Raw genomic sequence first — 15,312 nt, 5'->3', positions numbered from 1 at the left:
GACGGCGACGCTCGCCGTCGGCACGACCGGTTCCTGCTCACTCTCACTGCGGCCCTGCGAGGGAGGCACGATGCCCGGGCCTTGTCCGCCGGGCGACGGCGTGGCGGCCGGTGTCGGCCCCGGTCCGCGAACCGCGCCCTCTCCTCATATGCCGAGCGCCACAGGTGAGTTGACGGTATGTCAGTCGTGCGGGGAGGGCCCGCCGCGGGGAGCGGTTCGCAGGGCCCGATGCTCTCCGCGGAGGTCGCTACTGTTCCTTCTGCTCCGTCCGGTTCAGGCCGCGGGCGATCTCCTGGAGGATCTCCTGTTCGGACTTGCCGGTCATGTGGGCCAGTTGGTTCAGCAGCAGTGCGCACAGCGCCGTGGCGCCGTCCGCGACCTGGTCGAGATTCCCGTCGGAGTCGCGGCGTTCCATCATGTACTTCGTCATGAGGTTGTTTCCGGAGATGTACGCGGTCATGGCCTCGATGCCGAGGCGTACCCGGTCGTAGTCGTTGTCTGGCATCCGGACACCGTTCCATGGATCGGCTGGTCCGGCCACTGCCGCGCCCGCGCGGCACCCCAGTCGGGCCGGCCCTGCCCGGACCGGCCGCACGGCTCGCTGTCAGCCGGCGTGGTCGTAGAAGCCGCGGCCGCTCTTGCGGCCGAGCCGGCCGGCGGCGACCATACGGCGCAGCAGCGCGGGCGGTGCGTACAGCGGCTCCTTGAACTCCTCGTACATCGACTCCGCCACCGCCTGCGCGGTGTCGAGGCCGATCAGGTCGAGCAGGCGCAGCGGGCCCATGGGGTGCGCGCAGCCCAGTTCCATGCCGCGGTCGATGTCCTCGGGTGTCGCGGAGCCGGTCTCCACCATGCGCACCGCGGCGAGCAGATAGGGCACGAGGAGCGCGTTGACCACGAAGCCGGAACGGTCGGTCGCCTCGACGACCTCCTTGCCCAGTACCTCGGAGGCGAAGGCTCTGGCCCGTACGAGGGTGTCGGCACTCGTGGTGAGGGCCGGAATGATCTCGACCAGCGCCTGCACCGGTACGGGGTTGAAGAAGTGGAGGCCCAGGACGTGGGTGGGCCGTCCGGTCACCACCGCCAGGTCGACGACGGGGATCGACGAGGTGTTGGTGGCGAGGATGGCTTCGGGGTCGGTGACGACCTGGTCGAGGGTCTTCAGGACGCCGGTCTTCACCTCGCGGTTCTCGGCGACGGCCTCGATCACGAACTGACGGTCGGCCATGTCCTTCAGGTCGGCGGTGTAGGCGAGGCGGGTCCGTGCTCCGTCCCGCTGCTCCTCGGTGATCTTTCCCCGGCGCAGGGCGCGGTCGAGGGAGGCCTCGACGCGCCGGCGGCCGGCGTCGGCGGCGTCGGCGGACGACTCGGCGACGAGGACGTCGACACCGCTCCCGCTGAGGGCGGCTATTTCGGCGATGCCGGAGCCCATGAGGCCGCAGCCGACGACACCGAGACGCGAGACAGTTTCCATGCGGGGCCCTTTGCGTGGGAAAGAGGAGTGGACGCGCCTGCGTTCAGGCGTGCTCAGACGTTGCGGCGGTACTCGCCGCCGACTTCGAAGAACGCCTCGGTGATCTGCTGGAGCGAGCAGACGCGGGCGGCGTCCATCAGAACGGCGAAGGCGTTCTCGCCACTGGTGGCGGCGCGCCTCAGTTCGGCCAGGGCCGCCTCGGCCTCGGCGCGATGGCGGTTGCGGAAGTCCTCCACCCGGGCGAGCTGGGACTGCTTCTCCCCCTCGGTGGCGCGGGCCAGTTCCACCGTCCCGTGTTCGGTGTCGCCGCCGGGCTTGCGGAAGGTGTTGACGCCGATGATCGGCAGGGTGCCGTCGTGCTTGCGCTGCTCGTAGAGCATCGACTCGTCCTGGATCCGGCCGCGTTGGTAGCCGGTCTCCATGGCGCCGAGGACGCCGCCCCGCTCGCTGATCCGCTCGAACTCGGTCAGCACGGCCTCTTCGACGAGGTCGGTGAGTTCGTCGACGACGTACGAACCCTGCGACGGGTTCTCGTTCATCGCCAGGCCCCACTCCCGGTTGATGATCAGCTGGATGGCCAGGGCCCGGCGGACGGAGTCCTCGGTGGGGGTGGTGACGGCCTCGTCGTAGGCGTTGGTGTGCAGGCTGTTGCAGTTGTCGTAGATCGCGATGAGTGCCTGGAGAGTGGTGCGGATGTCGTTGAAGTCCATCTCCTGGGCGTGCAGGGAGCGGCCGGAGGTCTGGACGTGGTACTTCAGCCTCTGGCTGCGCTCCCCCGCCCCGTACCGCTCGCGCAGGGCCACCGCCCAGATGCGGCGGGCGACGCGGCCGAGGACGGTGTACTCGGGGTCCATGCCGTTGGAGAAGAAGAAGGACAGGTTGGGCGCGAAGTCGTCGACGGACATCCCGCGGGCCAGATACGCCTCGACGTAGGTGAAGCCGTTGGCGAGGGTGAAGGCGAGCTGGCTGATGGGGTTCGCGCCGGCCTCGGCGATGTGGTAGCCGGAGATGGACACCGAGTAGAAGTTGCGCACTCCCTGCTCGATGAACCACTCCTGGATGTCGGCCATCATGCGCAGGCTGAACTCGGTGGAGAACAGGCAGGTGTTCTGGCCCTGGTCCTCCTTGAGGATGTCGGCCTGGACCGTGCCCCGGGTGTTCTGGAGGACGTATCGGCGGATCCCGTCCGCCTCCTCGGCGGTCGGTTCGCGGCCGTGCTCGGCGGTGAAGGCGTCGAGCCGCTGGTCGACGGCCGTGTTGAGGAAGAAGGCCAGCACGGTGGGGGCCGGGCCGTTGATGGTCATGGAGACCGAGGTGGTGGGGGCGGTGAGGTCGAAGCCCGCGTAGAGCGCCTTCATGTCGTCGAGGGTGGCCACGGACACGCCCGACGTGCCGATCTTGCCGTAGATGTCGGGGCGCAGGGCCGGGTCGTGGCCGTAGAGGGTGACGGAGTCGAAGGCGGTGGACAGGCGGCTGGCCTCGCTGTGCCGGGAGAGGTAGTGGAAGCGCCGGTTGGTGCGCTGGGGGTCGCCTTCTCCCGCGAACATCCGCGCCGGGTCCTCGCCCTCGCGCTTGAACGGGAACACACCGGCGGTGAACGGGAAGCGGCCGGGCAGGTTCTCCGCGCGCAGGAAGCGCAGGAGTTCACCGTGGTCGGTGTGACGGGGCAGGGCGACGCGGGGGATGAGGCTGCCGGAGAGTGACTCGCGGACGAGGGCGGTGCGCAGTTCGCGGCCCCGGGTGACGGTCACCAGTTCCTCGCCGGAGTACGCGAGCACGGTCTCCGGCCAGTCCTCGAGCAGCCCGCGCGCGGCCGGGTGCAGGCTGTCCTCGGCGTCCACCAGCAGCTTCTCGACGTCGGCGGTGGACGCCCCGGCCGTGTGCAGCTCGTCCCGCACCGCGGCCAGCCGCTGCACGCGCCGGGCGGCCTCGGACTGGGTACCGGTGTCGGCGTGGTAGCCGCGGACGGTCTCGGCGATCTCGGCGAGGTAGCGGACCCGGGCGGTGGGCACGATCTGCGCGGCGCCGGTGGAGTGGCGCACGGCCGTCGCCGGGAGGGTGCCGGGGCCGGCCGGGAGGCCGTGGGCGGTGAGCAGGCCGAGCAGGTGCTGGTACAGGGCGGTGACGCCGTCGTCGTTGAAGGTGGCGGCGCTGGTGCCGAAGACCGGCATCTCCTCGGGCCGGGAGTGGAACGCCTCACGGTTGCGGACCAGTTGGCGGCCGACGTCGCGCAGGGCGTCCGCCGCGCCGCGCCGTTCGAACTTGTTGATCGCGACCACGTCGGCGAAGTCCAGCATGTCGATCTTCTCGAGCTGGGAAGCGGCGCCGAACTCGGGGGTCATCACGTACAGCGAGACGTCCGAGTGCGGGACGATGGCGGCGTCGCCCTGTCCGATGCCGGGCGTCTCCACGATGACCAGGTCGTATCCGGCGGCCTTGCAGGCGGCGATGGAGTCGGTGAGGCCCTCGGGGAGTTCGTGGTGGCCGCGGGTGGCCAGGGACCGGAAGAAGACCCGGTCGCCGTCCAGGCTGTTCATCCGGATCCGGTCGCCGAGCAGGGCTCCGCCGCCGCGCCGCCGGGTGGGGTCGACGGCGAGCACGGCGACCCGCAGCTTGTCCTGCTGGTCGACGCGCAGCCGCCGGACGAGTTCGTCGGTGAGGGAGGACTTGCCCGCGCCGCCGGTGCCGGTGATGCCGAGGACGGGTACGGAGCGGGCGGCGGCGCGGCGCAGCGCCCGTACGTCCTCCTCCGGCACGGTGGCGGACTGCAGGGCGCTGATCAGCCGGGCGAGGGCGGGGCGTTCGCCCGCGAGCACCGCCGCGAGCGGGGCCGGGGCATCCTGCCAGGGGGCGCTGTCGCACTCCCGGACGATGGTGTTGATCATTTCGGTGAGGCCGAGACGCTGCCCGTCCTCCGGGGAGAAGATCCGTACTCCGGCGTCGGCGAGCCGCTGGATCTCCTCGGGGACGATCACCCCTCCGCCGCCGCCGAAGACCTTCACATGGCCGGCGCCGCGTGCGCGGAGCAGTTCGGCGAGGTATTCGAAGTACTCGACATGACCGCCCTGGTAGGAGCTGACGGCCACGCCCTGGACGTCCTCCTCCACGGCCGCGTCGACGATCTCGGCCACCGAGCGGTTGTGGCCGAGGTGGATGACCTCGGCCCCCTGTGCCTGGAGGATCCGGCGCATGATGTTGATCGAGGCGTCGTGGCCGTCGAAGAGGCTGGAGGCGGTGACGAGGCGCACGGGATGCTGCGCCTGGTGGAGCTGCGGTGTGCTGGAGCCAGCGGGCACGGTGTACTCCGGACGGCCTGCCCGTGGTGACGGGCGACGGGCAGGGGGCCGATTAACCAGGTCGTCCTGGTAATCGGGGGCGGGAAGGCCGTACGGCCCGCGGGGTGGGTCCCCGCGCCGCACGGCGGTGGAAGCTTCCCTCATCACCTGACTGGAGTCAATGAAAAGAAAGTCAGGTGTGGGCGGAGGGCCGGCGCTCCCTCAGGAGCCGGCGGATCCGCCCTCGCGAGGCCGGCGGTACGACTTCACCGCCCGGCGGGCGATGGCGAACCGGTGGGTCTCCGAGGGTCCGTCATAGATGCGGAACGGCCGCACCTCCCGGATCAGGCGGGCCAGCGGAGCGTCCTCGGCCGAGATGCCGAGTGCGCCGCAGATCTGCACGGCCCGGTCGACGACCCGGCCCACCGCCTCCGCCACGAAGACCTTCGACACCGAGGAGAACTGGGCGGCGCTCGCGGTGTCGTGGTCCAGCTCCCAGGCGGTACGCCAGATCAGCGCCCGGCTCGCCTCGATGTCGATCTCGGAGTCGGCCAGCATCTGCTGCACCATGCCGAGGTCCCCCAGCAGCGACCCGAAGGCCTCGCGGGTCCCGGCGCGCTCCAGGGCGACGTCCTGGGCGCGCCGCGCGGACCCGAGCCAGCGCATGCAGTGCGTCAGCCGGGCGGGGCCGAGCCTGACCTGGGCGTTCACGAAGCCCTGGTGGACCTGTCCGAGGACCTGCTCCTCCCCCACCACGCAGTTCTCGAACACGAGCTCGCTGTGGCCGGCGAAGAGGCTCTCGTCCAGCGTGTCGATGTTCCTGACGATGCTCATGCCCGGGTGGCCGGCGTCGACCAGGAGCATGGTGGCGCCGCCCGGGCTGCCGGGTTCGCCGTCGGTGCGGGCCATCACGATGGTGAAGGCGGCGCCGTCGGCCCCGGTGATGAACCACTTGCGGCCGTCGATGCGCCAGCCTCCGGGGACCCGCACCGCCGTGGTGCGCAGGGCGCGGGGGTCGGCGCCGGCCCCCGGCGCCGGTTCGGTCATCGCGAAGCAGGAGCGGCTCTCACCGGCCGCCAGCGGACGCAGATAGCGCTCCCGCTGCTCGTCGGAGGCCACCTTCTCCAGCAGGTGCATGTTGCCCTCGTCCGGGGCCGCGCAGTTCAGCGCCAGCGGGCCGAGCACGGAGTACCCGGCCGCCTCGAACACGACGGCCTGCCCCCGCAGGTCCAGCCCGTGCCCACCCCAGCGCTCGGGGACGTGCGGCGCGAACACACCCGCCGCACGCGCCCCCTTCTGCAGGGCCTCCCGCAGATCCCGCGGGGCGTCGTGGACGGATCCGCCGCACTGCCGCTCGGCCGGGATCACCACCTCGCGGACGAACGCGGTGGTGGCCTCGGCAAGCCGGGCTACTGACGGATCGACATCGAACTGGATCGGCACGGTTCCTCCCGCCGACGGGCGTACGGGCGCCAGTGCCCGTCGCATCGTTGAAACTGTACATCGAGTTAAGTATCTAACCTCCCGCAGCGAGCAAACGGGGGCCCCGCACGAGGCTGACCGGCAGTACGCAGGACCGACCGTTGCCGAAACTGTATGACGGGTCCAGTATGTGAGCTCCCTTTCTCGACGAGCTCCCTTTCTCGACGCGCTCACCGCGACGAGCCCACCGCGACGAGCCCACCGCGACGGACCCTTCCCGGCGCGCGGTCCCCATGCGCCGCCCCTCGCGGGCCACCCCCTCCCAGCGTCCCCGACGACGGAAGAAGACCTCCGATGAGCACCCAGCCGGTCCGGATCGTCCGCCATCCCGACGGAATCGTCGAGCTGCTGCTGGACGACCCCCGACGCGGAAACGCCCTGGACCTCCCGACCGCCGAGGCCCTGCGCGACGCCGCCGCCCTGATCACCGCGGACCCGGGCGGCGCCGTCCTGGTGCGGTCCACGGGCGGCGCCTTCTGCGTGGGCGGTGACCTGCGCGCCTTCGCCGGCCGGGGCGCGGACACCGCCCCCTACGTGCAGGCGGTCGCCACCGCGGGGCACGCCGCCGTCCAGGCCCTGCACGAGCTGCCGGTGCCGGTGGTGAGCGCCGTGCGCGGCGCCGCGGCGGGCGGCGGGATCGGGCTGGCCCTGGCGGCCGACCTCGTGGTGGCGGCCCGGTCGGCGCGCTTCCGGCTGGCGTACACGGCGATCGGGCTCACGCCGGACTGCGGCGCCTCCTGGATCCTGCAGCGTCTGCTGGGCCCTCGGCGGGCGGCGGACCTGATCCTCACCAACCGGGTCCTGACCGGCGAGGAGGCCGAGCGGTGGGGACTGGTGTCCCGGGTGGTGGAGGACGACGACCTGGAGGAGACGGCGTACCGGACCGCGGCCTCCCTGGCGGCCGGCTCCGGTGCCGCTCTGCGGGCCGCCAAGGAGTTGCTGCGGGCGGGCGTCGAGGCGCCGCTGGAGAGGCAGCTCGCCGAGGAGGCGTGCTCGATCGCCGCGCTCGCGGGCGGCGCGGAGGCCCAGGCCGCGATGGACTCGTTCCTCGCCGCCCGGTCTCGCGGCACAGCGCCTTCCATGGCGCCGGCACAGGAAGAGCCGCAAAGTGTTTCTTGAGTACCTCTTCACTAACAGGCCCCCTCGGGCGTAACCTCCGGGCAACACAGATCGCAGTCCCCTGCGACCCCACGCATCGCGATTCCCGCGAGCCGGCCCCCGTCGCCGCGCGGCCTCAGCCCGCGCCCCCACAGAGAAGGTGTGGAGATGCATTCTGCTGCCGCGGAGCGGACAGACACACTCGACAAATCCCTCACCGACGCCGTCATCGACCTTGTCCTGCGGGGCATGTGGCGTGGTGTGCCGGAGTCCCGGTACCGCGCACTGGTCGACGCCGGGCTCGCCCTGGTGAAGGGCCCGCTGGTGCTGCCCACCGAGTACGCCAAGAAGGCCGCGGCCCAGATGCTGCGGATTCCGGCGGGGTCGGAGCTCCAGGACCGGATCAACGCCGTCTACGAGGCGTTCCTGCCGGTCAACAGGAAGGTGCGCGAGGTCTGCACCGCCTGGCAGTGCCGCCCCGACGGCAGCGTCAACGACCACAGTGACAGCGCCTACGACGCCGAGGTGCGCGAGATGCTGGAGGACGTGCACGAGGCCATCCAGCCCGTCCTGCGCCGGCTGGAGCGGCTGCTCGCGGGCAGCGGCCGGTATCTCACCGGCCTGGAGGAGGCCCTCGACAAGTTCGACGACGGCGGCGCCCCGTGGCTCGCCTCCCCGCTGTGCGACTCGTGCCACACCGTGTGGATGCGGTTGCACCAGGAACTGCTGCTGGTCCTGGGGATCAGCCGGGCCGAGGACGAGGCCCTCGAGGAGGCGCTGGTGCGAAGGAGCCGAGGTTGAGCATCACGGACCGCCCGGCGGACACCGTCCCGCACGCACAGCCCCCCGGACTCGCCCTGGTGCCGTACGGCCAGGGGCGCACCCGGGGGCTGGCGGCCGACGAGCTGGGCGCGCACGGCATGGCGATGGACCGGCTGGTGGCCCTCGGACTGCCGGTGGTCCCCGGGCTGACCGTGCCCGTCGGCTCCGCGCGGGCGCTGGGCGAGACAGGCACCGCCCGGGTGGCCGTCGGACTGGTCGAGCAACTGGCGGGGCGCCGCATCGGCGACCCGGCCCGGCCGCTGCTGCTGCGGCTGTCCGCGAGCGCGCCGGGCGAGGTCGCCGGACTGCCACCGGATCTCGCCTGTCTCGGAGTCACCCCGGACACCGCCGACGCCCTGTGCGCCGTCATCGGCCGCGCGGAGGCCCTGTACGAGGTGTGGGCGAGCACGGTCCGGATGATCGCGGAGTACGCCCTCGACGTACCGGCGGCCGTGCTCGACGACGCGCTCCTCGACGCTCCGGAGCCCCGGGCCCGGGTCGAGGCACTGCTGTCCCTGGTCGCCCGGCACGCCGAGCGGCCCTATCCCGACGACCCGGCCGAGCAGCTGGCCCTGGCCGCCCGGGCGGTCCTCGCCCGCTGGGACGCGCCGCGCGCCAAGCGGTCGCGCCGGGCCCAGAAGCTCCCCGCCGACCTGGCGATCGCGCTGCACGTACAGGCCCTGCGCATCGGCCCCGCGAACCGCTCCGGCTACGGCACAGCGGTCAGCCGCCACCCCGAGACCGGTGTGTTCTCCGCGGAGGGCTCCTACTTCCGGGGTGTACGCCGCAGCGCCCCGCCCCCGCACACCGGGGAACCGCTGCACAAGGCGGACGGGGGCACCGCGCTGCTGGAACACGCGCTGCTCACCCTCGAACGCCATCTGCACGCACCGGTCTCCGTCGACTTCGAGGTGCGCGACGGCGAGATCTCGCTGCTCGCGGCCTCGGTGCAGAGCCGCCCGCCACTGCGCGCCTCGGTGTGTCTGGCGGCCGACCTCGCCCGGGACGGGGCGCTGGAGAAGACGGAGGCGGTACGCCGGATCTCTCCCGCACAGGTGCAGGAGCTGCTGCACCCGCAGCTGAAGCTGACCGGCGACGAGGAGCTTCTGGTGCGCGGGCTGCCCGCGTCCCCCGGAGCCGCCGCCGGCGTGGTCGCGCTGTCCAGCGAACGCGCTCTGGAGTTCGCCGCCGAGGGCACGCCCGCCGTCCTGGTGATGCACGAGACCACACCGGCCGACGTCCCCGGGATGCTGGCCGCCGCCGCGGTACTGACCGGCAGCGGCGGCATCGCCTCGCACGCGGCGGTCGTGGCGCGCGGCGCCGGCACGCCGGCGGTGTGCGGCGCCGAGGGACTGCGGGCGGACCGGGCGGCCGGCACGGTACGCATCGGGGGCCGGGTGCTGCGCGAGGGCGAGCCGGTGTCGCTCGACGGCCGGACCGGCGCCGTCTACGCCGGGACGCTGCGAATCACGGTCGCCGGACCACCGCCCGCGCTGTCCACCCTGCTGGGCTGGGCGGACAGCACACGGCGGCTCGGGGTACGGGTCAACGCGGACAACGCGGCCGAGGTGAGCACCGCCGTCGCCCTCGGCGCGGAGGGGGTGGGCCTGTGCCGTACGGAACACCAGTTCCTCGGCGAGCGGCTGCCGCTGATCCGCAGCGTCATCCTGGCCGCCGACCCGGCGGCCCGCGACGAGGCACTGGTCGCCCTGGAGCACGCCCAGCACGAGGACTTCGAGGCGCTGCTGACCGCGGTCGGCGACCGTCCGGTCACCGTGCGCCTGCTGGACGCGCCGCTGCACGAGTTCCTGCCCGCTCCCGGCGCGGCCGGTGACGAGGCGGCCGAGCAGCGGGCGGCGTCCCTGCGGGAGGCCAACCCCATGCTCGGACTGCGGGGCGTGCGTCTGGCGCTGCTGCACGAGCGGCTGTACCCGGCGCAGGCCGAGGCGCTGTTCTCCGCCTGGGCCGATGTCGCCGCGACCGGTGTCCGGCCCCGGCTGGAGGTGATGATCCCGCTGGTCAGCCTGCCGGAGGAGCTGGAGGCGGCGGCCGGGTTCGTGCGCGATGCCGCCAGGACGGTGGCCGCCCGCACCGGCGTGGAGGTCCCGTACCGGCTGGGCACGATGATCGAGACGCCGCGGGCCGCGCTGATGGCCGCCGAACTGGCCGAGCACGCCGAGTTCTTCTCCTTCGGCACCAATGACCTCACCCAGCTCACCTACGGGTTCTCCCGGGACGACGTGGAGCGCCAGGTGCTCGCCTCCTACCAGGAGCGCGGGTTCCTGACCGCCAGCCCGTTCGCCCGGCTCGACCCGCACGGCGTGGGCGCGCTGATCGCACTGGCCGTGGAACGGGGCCGGAGCGTACGGCCGGACATCAAGCTCGGCGTGTGCGGTGAGCACGGCGGGGATCCCGAGTCGATCGCGTTCTGCGACGACCTGGGACTGGACTACGTCTCCTGCTCCGCGCACCGTGTGCCGGTCGCCCGGATGGCGGCCGCGCACAGCGTGCTGCGGACGAGCGTGAACGACCGGAACAGGACGGCGACATGACCACGGTGACCGACTCCGCGGGCCACGTGAGCGAGGCCTCCGCGGCCGAGCTGGAGGACCTGCGGGAGACCGTGCGTTCGGTGTGCGCGGACGCGGGCGGCATCGCGGCGGTGCGCGGGCTCGACGAGTCCTGCCCCGGCGTCGACGCCGGTCTGTGGGACACCCTCGGCCGGCAGGTGGGCCTCGCCGCCCTCGGCCTGCCGGAGGACGTGGGCGGCGTCGGCGGCCTCGCCGAGATCGCCGTGGTCTGCGAGGAACTCGGCCGGACGCTGACGCCGGTGCCGCTGCTGTCCTCCACCGTGCTGGCCGGGCAGGTGCTGGCCGGGTGCGGTACCGCCGCCGAGTCGCTGGCCGAACTTGCTGAAGGCCGGATCCACGCACTGGCGGTGACCGCGCCCGACGGCGTGTGGCGGCCGGACGCCGTGCCGGTGGGGGTGACCTGGCGAGGCGGCGTGGCGGTGCTCGACGGCACCGCGCCGTTCGTGCTGGACGGCGCCGACGCCGAGGCTCTGGTGGTCGCCGCCGCCGAGCCCGACGGCGTGGACCTGTTCCTGGTCGACCCGCGCGGGCCGGGTGTGACCGTCCGCCGGGTGCCCACGCTGGACCTGAGCCGGGGGCAGGCGGTGCTCACGTTCACCGGGGCCCGGGCTCGCCCGCTGACCGCCGGCGGCGAGGGGACCGAGGTCGTCACCCGCGCCCTCGACACCGCCCTGGTGGCGCTGGCGGCGGAACAACTGGGCGGTGCGCAGGCGGCGTTGGACATGACGGTGGCGCATGTGCGGGACCGTACGCAGTTCGGCAGGGCGCTCGGCAGTTTCCAGGCGGTCAAGCACACCTGCGCGGACATGCTGCTCCAGGTGGAGTCGGCGCGGTCCGCCGTGCTGCGCGCGGTGCGTGCCGCCGGGTCCCCCGAAGCGCTCGCCGAGGCCGCCGCCGTGGCTCAGTCCTGGTGCGGCGAGGCGTTCACGTTCGTCGCGGCCGAGTGCGTCCAGTTGCACGGCGGCATGGGCTTCACCTGGGAACACGACGCGCACCTCTACTTCCGGCGCGCGCAGTCCGACGCCGTGCTGCTGGGCGGCGCGGACCACCACCGGGAACGGCTCGCCGGACTGCTGGGCTGGTAGCCCGTGGGCCACGGCCGGCGAAAGGACAGGACACCGGCATGACCACCAGACTCATCGACGAGGGCCTCTTCGACGGCGCGGACCCCCCGCGCCTGGTGGGGGCGCGCTGCACGGGATGCGGCACCGTCGTCTTCCCCCGGCAGGACTCCTGCCCCAAGTGCTCGGCCGGCCCCCTGTCCGCGCACCCGCTGCCGGTGAACGGGAGCGTGTGGTCGTGGACGGTGCAGGCCTTCGCGCCCAAACCGCCGTACCGGCCACCATTCGGGGGACACCAGCCGTATCTCGTGGGCTACGTGGACCTCGGTGACGTGCTCGTCGAGACCCGGCTGGCGGTGTCCCGCCCGGAGATCCGGATCGGCCTTCCGGTCCGGCTCACCACGGTGGCCGCGTACCAGGAGGAGGACGGCACCGACGTGCTGACCTTCGCGTTCCGCCCGGACCCGCACACGCAAGGGCAGCGATGAGCCGCACCGACGAGGTCTACGTGGTCGGGTGCGGGATGCACCCCTTCGGCCGCGACGAGACCGTGACCGGGATGGACATGGCCGCCTACGCGGTACGGGAGGCCCTGGCCGACGCCGGTGTCGCCTGGGAGGACATCGGCTACGCGGCCGGCGGCTCCGACGTGTCCGGCAAGCCCGACACACTGGTGGGCCGGCTCGGGCTGACCGGAGTGCCGTTCGTCAACGTGCAGAACGGCTGCGCCACCGGCGCCTCGACGGTGCTCACGGTGGCCAACGCGCTGCGGGCGGGCGAGGCCTCGCTGGGGCTGGCCGTGGGGTTCGACAAGCACGAGCGGGGCGCGTTCCACGTCTCCGCGGCCCGTTACGGCCTCGGCGACTGGTACGCGGAGACCGGGATGATGCTGACGACCCAGTTCTTCGCCCTGAAGACGCAGCGCTATCTGCACGAGCACGGCATTGCCGAACGGGCCCTGGCGTCGGTGGCCGCGCGCGCCTTCCGCAACGGCTCCCGCCACCCCCTGGCCTGGCGGCGCAAGGAGCTCACGGAGGAGGAGATCCTGCACTCCCCCGAGGTGAGCCCGCCGCTCACCCAGTACATGTTCTGTTCGCCGGGCCAGGGCGCGGCGGCACTGGTGCTGGCCCGCGGCGACCGCGCGTTCGACCTGTGCGAACGGCCGGTGCGGCTGGCCTCGCTGGCCTTCCGGACCAGACGGTTCGGCTCGTTCGAGGTCTTCTCGCCCTGGCTGCCGCCGGGACCGCACCGCAGTCCGAGCGTCGACGCGGCGGAGGCGGTCTTCCGGGGGGCGGGGCTGGGGCCCGCCGATGTACGGGTGGCCCAGTTGCAGGACACCGACAGCGGCTCGGAGTTGATCCACCTGGCCGAGACCGGGCTGTGCGGGCACGGCGAGCAGGAGGAGCTGCTGTCCTCGGGGGCCACCGACCCGACGGGCCGGATCCCCGTCAACACCGACGGCGGCTGCCTCGCGGGCGGCGAACCGGTCGGCGCCTCGGGACTGCGCCAGTTCCACGAGGTCGTACGGCAGTTGCAGGGCCGCGCACCGGGCGTACAGGTGCCCGGCGGTCCCGAGGTGGGCTTCACCCACGTGTACGGGGCGCCCGGGATCAGCGCCTGCGCGGTACTGACGGTCTGACCGGCCCGGCCGCACCCCAGCACTCCCCCACCACCCGAACCAGTGAGGACCCGACATGAGCGAGCGCAGGACCGCCCTGGTCACCGGTGGCGCGCGCGGGATCGGCGCGGAGATCTGCCGGCAGCTCGCGGACGGGGGCTGCGGGTCCTGGTCGGGGCGCGGAACCGGGAGGCGGCCGAGGAGGTGTGCCGCGCCGTCGGGCCGGCGGCCCTGCCGCTCGCCCTGGACGTGGGTTCCGCGTCGAGCGTCGCCGAGACGATGCGCGAGGCCGGGGCACTGATCGGCCCTGGTGAACCGGCTGTCACGGAGCGTGATGGGTCCGGCTCTCGCGGACACCGGCTGAAGCGGCGGTCACGGGCCGCACCGGCGGTCGCCGCACCACTGCGGCCCTACGCCGAGGTGGCCGCGGACTCGGCCTGCTGGTCGGCGGCGACGATGCGCAGCGCCAGCGACCTGACCGCCTTCTGCACGGACCGGGACGGCAGCCGGGACAGCGGTCCGCCCTCCGCCCGCAGCGCGGTCACCAGGATGGTCGTGCTGATGAGCGTACGGACCGCGAGCGCCTGCGAGGCGTGCCGGGCCTTGGCCGCCCGGGGGCTGCGGGTGGTGCTCTCGGGCAGGTAGTCGTACGCCCGTTGGATGTGCCGCTGCTCGAACTCGTCTCGCATGAGCTTGATGTTGCCGTTGGCCGAGGCGATCTGTACCTGGTACAGCCGGGCCTCGTCCGGGTTCTTCTCCACCCAGTCCCACACGGCGTCGATGACGCGCATCAGGCCCTCGGCGTCACCCGGCTCGGTGTCCGGCCGGGCCGTCTCCACGACGGTGTTCAGCTGGTCGAAGACCCTCCGCATGGCGAGTTCGAGCAGCTCCTCCTTGCCCGCGAAGTGGTAGTAGACGGCCGTGGGCACCACCTGGGCCTCGTCCGCGATGTCCTGCACACTGGTCTCCGCGAAGCCGTTGCGGCCGAACACCCGCACGGCGGCGTCGATGATGTGCTGACGTCGTGAGGGACGGTGGGCCGGCTGCTTGCCGTGCGCGGGCTGCTTGCCGTTCGTGGTGGCCATCATGCTCCCTGGCGGTTGCCGCGACCGGTGTGCCTGTGCGCTCCGGCGTACTGACCATGTTATCCAGTTACTCCCCCTGGTCCGTCCCGTGAATCCTGGCACCCGCGTGGTTCTGGAGCGGGAAGATCACGGCATACTTGACACCATGACTACATCCGGGACGCGCGCAGCTCACCGCCCTTCGCGCAGGCAGTGGGTGATCGAGGCGGCCACCGAGCTCTTCGCCACCCAGCCGCCGGACGAGGTGACGGTGGCCGACATCGCGGCGCGGGCGGAGATGACGTCGGCCGCGGTGTACTACCACTTCTCCTCCAAGGACCAGGTCCTGGTGGAGGGGATGCGGGTGTTCGCCGCCGCGCTCCGCGAGCAGGTGGAGACGCTCGCCGAGGCGCACGCGCCCGGCTCGGACATCGGACCGGCCGTCACGTCGCTGGTGGTCTGGCTCGGCGAGCACCGGGCCGCCGCCACCGTGTTCTTCGTGTCCTCGGCCGGCATGAGCCAGGAGGCGGAGGCGCTGCGCCACAGGATCCGTACGGAGCTGCTGGACCGCCTGGTGCTGCTGGTCCGCAAGGGCCGCGAGCCGGTGACCGAGGCGGAGGCCGCGGTGATCGGTCTGGGGGTGCTGGCGCTGCTGGAGACCGCGGCGGTCTCGCAGGTCCGGGGGGACGACGTCTACCGCTCCCTCGGGCACCGTTCCTTCCTGCGCGAGGTGGGCCGGCTCGCCGAGCGGATCGCCGATCCGGTGGCCGAGTAGCGGACTGCCCGGGGAACGGGCCGCGCCCGCCGACCGGATGGGGTGGAAACGG

At 72.8% G+C, this 15,312-nt stretch carries 12 protein-coding genes; 7 read left to right on the top strand and 5 right to left on the bottom strand.

The genetic code is table 11. The annotated features are described in order from the left end of the window. Positions 1-247: 247 nt before the first annotated feature. The 4 genes from QQS16_RS37940 to QQS16_RS37925 all read right to left on the bottom strand — a co-directional run bounded on the left by QQS16_RS37940 (position 248) and on the right by QQS16_RS37925 (position 6,192). The gene (locus QQS16_RS37940; protein ID WP_286067109.1) at positions 248-505 is read right to left on the bottom strand and encodes a hypothetical protein; all 258 of its coding nucleotides are present in this window, start codon (positions 503-505) and stop codon (positions 248-250) included. Between the two features lie 99 nt (positions 506-604). After that, the gene (locus tag QQS16_RS37935) at positions 605-1,474 is read right to left on the bottom strand and encodes a 3-hydroxybutyryl-CoA dehydrogenase (RefSeq protein WP_286067108.1); all 870 of its coding nucleotides are present in this window, start codon (positions 1,472-1,474) and stop codon (positions 605-607) included. 53 nt (positions 1,475-1,527) lie between these two features. Continuing rightward, entirely contained in the window at positions 1,528-4,770 is a 3,243-nt protein-coding gene (icmF, locus tag QQS16_RS37930; RefSeq protein ID WP_286067106.1) for a fused isobutyryl-CoA mutase/GTPase IcmF, read from the bottom strand. A gap of 201 nt (positions 4,771-4,971) precedes the next feature. Then, positions 4,972-6,192 carry an acyl-CoA dehydrogenase family protein gene (locus QQS16_RS37925; RefSeq protein WP_286068111.1) on the bottom strand — a complete coding sequence of 407 codons (1,221 nt, stop codon included), beginning with the start codon at positions 6,190-6,192 and terminating at the stop codon, positions 4,972-4,974. Between the two features lie 333 nt (positions 6,193-6,525). Between QQS16_RS37925 and QQS16_RS37920 the strand changes: the two genes are divergently transcribed. From QQS16_RS37920 to QQS16_RS37895, 6 genes are all read left to right on the top strand, one after another. Then, positions 6,526-7,350, top strand: a complete 825-nt coding sequence (locus QQS16_RS37920; RefSeq protein WP_286067104.1) for an enoyl-CoA hydratase/isomerase family protein — start codon at positions 6,526-6,528, stop codon at positions 7,348-7,350. Between the two features lie 147 nt (positions 7,351-7,497). After that, entirely contained in the window at positions 7,498-8,130 is a 633-nt protein-coding gene (locus QQS16_RS37915; protein WP_286067102.1) for a hypothetical protein, read from the top strand. After that, positions 8,127-10,703 (top strand): putative PEP-binding protein, encoded by a 2,577-nt coding sequence (locus QQS16_RS37910; protein ID WP_286067101.1) that lies wholly within the window; start codon positions 8,127-8,129, stop codon positions 10,701-10,703. Before QQS16_RS37915 ends, QQS16_RS37910 begins: the two co-directional genes overlap by 4 nt. After that, positions 10,700-11,827: an acyl-CoA dehydrogenase family protein gene (locus tag QQS16_RS37905; RefSeq protein ID WP_286067100.1), complete on the top strand. Its 1,128-nt coding sequence runs from the start codon at positions 10,700-10,702 to the stop codon at positions 11,825-11,827. The genes QQS16_RS37910 and QQS16_RS37905 overlap by 4 nt, the downstream gene beginning before the upstream one ends. A gap of 38 nt (positions 11,828-11,865) precedes the next feature. Next, a complete protein-coding gene (locus QQS16_RS37900; RefSeq protein WP_286067099.1) occupies positions 11,866-12,291 on the top strand; it encodes a Zn-ribbon domain-containing OB-fold protein in 426 nt (141 codons plus the stop codon). Then, positions 12,288-13,442: a thiolase family protein gene (locus QQS16_RS37895; protein ID WP_286067097.1), complete on the top strand. Its 1,155-nt coding sequence runs from the start codon at positions 12,288-12,290 to the stop codon at positions 13,440-13,442. Before QQS16_RS37900 ends, QQS16_RS37895 begins: the two co-directional genes overlap by 4 nt. A gap of 389 nt (positions 13,443-13,831) precedes the next feature. Here the strand turns inward: QQS16_RS37895 and QQS16_RS37890 are convergent, their stop codons facing one another. Continuing rightward, positions 13,832-14,509 (bottom strand): TetR/AcrR family transcriptional regulator, encoded by a 678-nt coding sequence (locus QQS16_RS37890; RefSeq protein ID WP_286067096.1) that lies wholly within the window; start codon positions 14,507-14,509, stop codon positions 13,832-13,834. Between the two features lie 142 nt (positions 14,510-14,651). Here QQS16_RS37890 and QQS16_RS37885 point away from each other — a divergent pair, with 142 nt between their 5' ends. Next, positions 14,652-15,260 (top strand): TetR/AcrR family transcriptional regulator, encoded by a 609-nt coding sequence (locus tag QQS16_RS37885; protein ID WP_286067095.1) that lies wholly within the window; start codon positions 14,652-14,654, stop codon positions 15,258-15,260. Positions 15,261-15,312 lie beyond the last annotated feature (52 nt).

Source organism: Streptomyces sp. ALI-76-A (assembly GCF_030287445.1).
Classification (GTDB): Bacteria; Actinomycetota; Actinomycetes; order Streptomycetales; family Streptomycetaceae; genus Streptomyces.
Note: the sequence above shows the minus strand (reverse complement) of the source record. Positions and strands in the feature narration are given on the sequence as shown.

Excerpts from the sequence above, each read along its gene's own strand:
- QQS16_RS37940 (WP_286067109.1), bottom strand. The coding sequence starts at position 505 with ATGCCAGACAACGACTACGACCGGGTACGCCTCGGCATCGAGGCCATG.
- QQS16_RS37935 (WP_286067108.1), bottom strand. The coding sequence starts at position 1,474 with ATGGAAACTGTCTCGCGTCTCGGTGTCGTCGGCTGCGGCCTCATGGGC.
- QQS16_RS37920 (WP_286067104.1), top strand. The coding sequence starts at position 6,526 with ATGAGCACCCAGCCGGTCCGGATCGTCCGCCATCCCGACGGAATCGTC.
- QQS16_RS37915 (WP_286067102.1), top strand. The coding sequence starts at position 7,498 with ATGCATTCTGCTGCCGCGGAGCGGACAGACACACTCGACAAATCCCTC.
- QQS16_RS37905 (WP_286067100.1), top strand. The coding sequence starts at position 10,700 with ATGACCACGGTGACCGACTCCGCGGGCCACGTGAGCGAGGCCTCCGCG.
- QQS16_RS37900 (WP_286067099.1), top strand. The coding sequence starts at position 11,866 with ATGACCACCAGACTCATCGACGAGGGCCTCTTCGACGGCGCGGACCCC.
- QQS16_RS37895 (WP_286067097.1), top strand. The coding sequence starts at position 12,288 with ATGAGCCGCACCGACGAGGTCTACGTGGTCGGGTGCGGGATGCACCCC.
- QQS16_RS37890 (WP_286067096.1), bottom strand. The coding sequence starts at position 14,509 with ATGATGGCCACCACGAACGGCAAGCAGCCCGCGCACGGCAAGCAGCCG.
- QQS16_RS37885 (WP_286067095.1), top strand. The coding sequence starts at position 14,652 with ATGACTACATCCGGGACGCGCGCAGCTCACCGCCCTTCGCGCAGGCAG.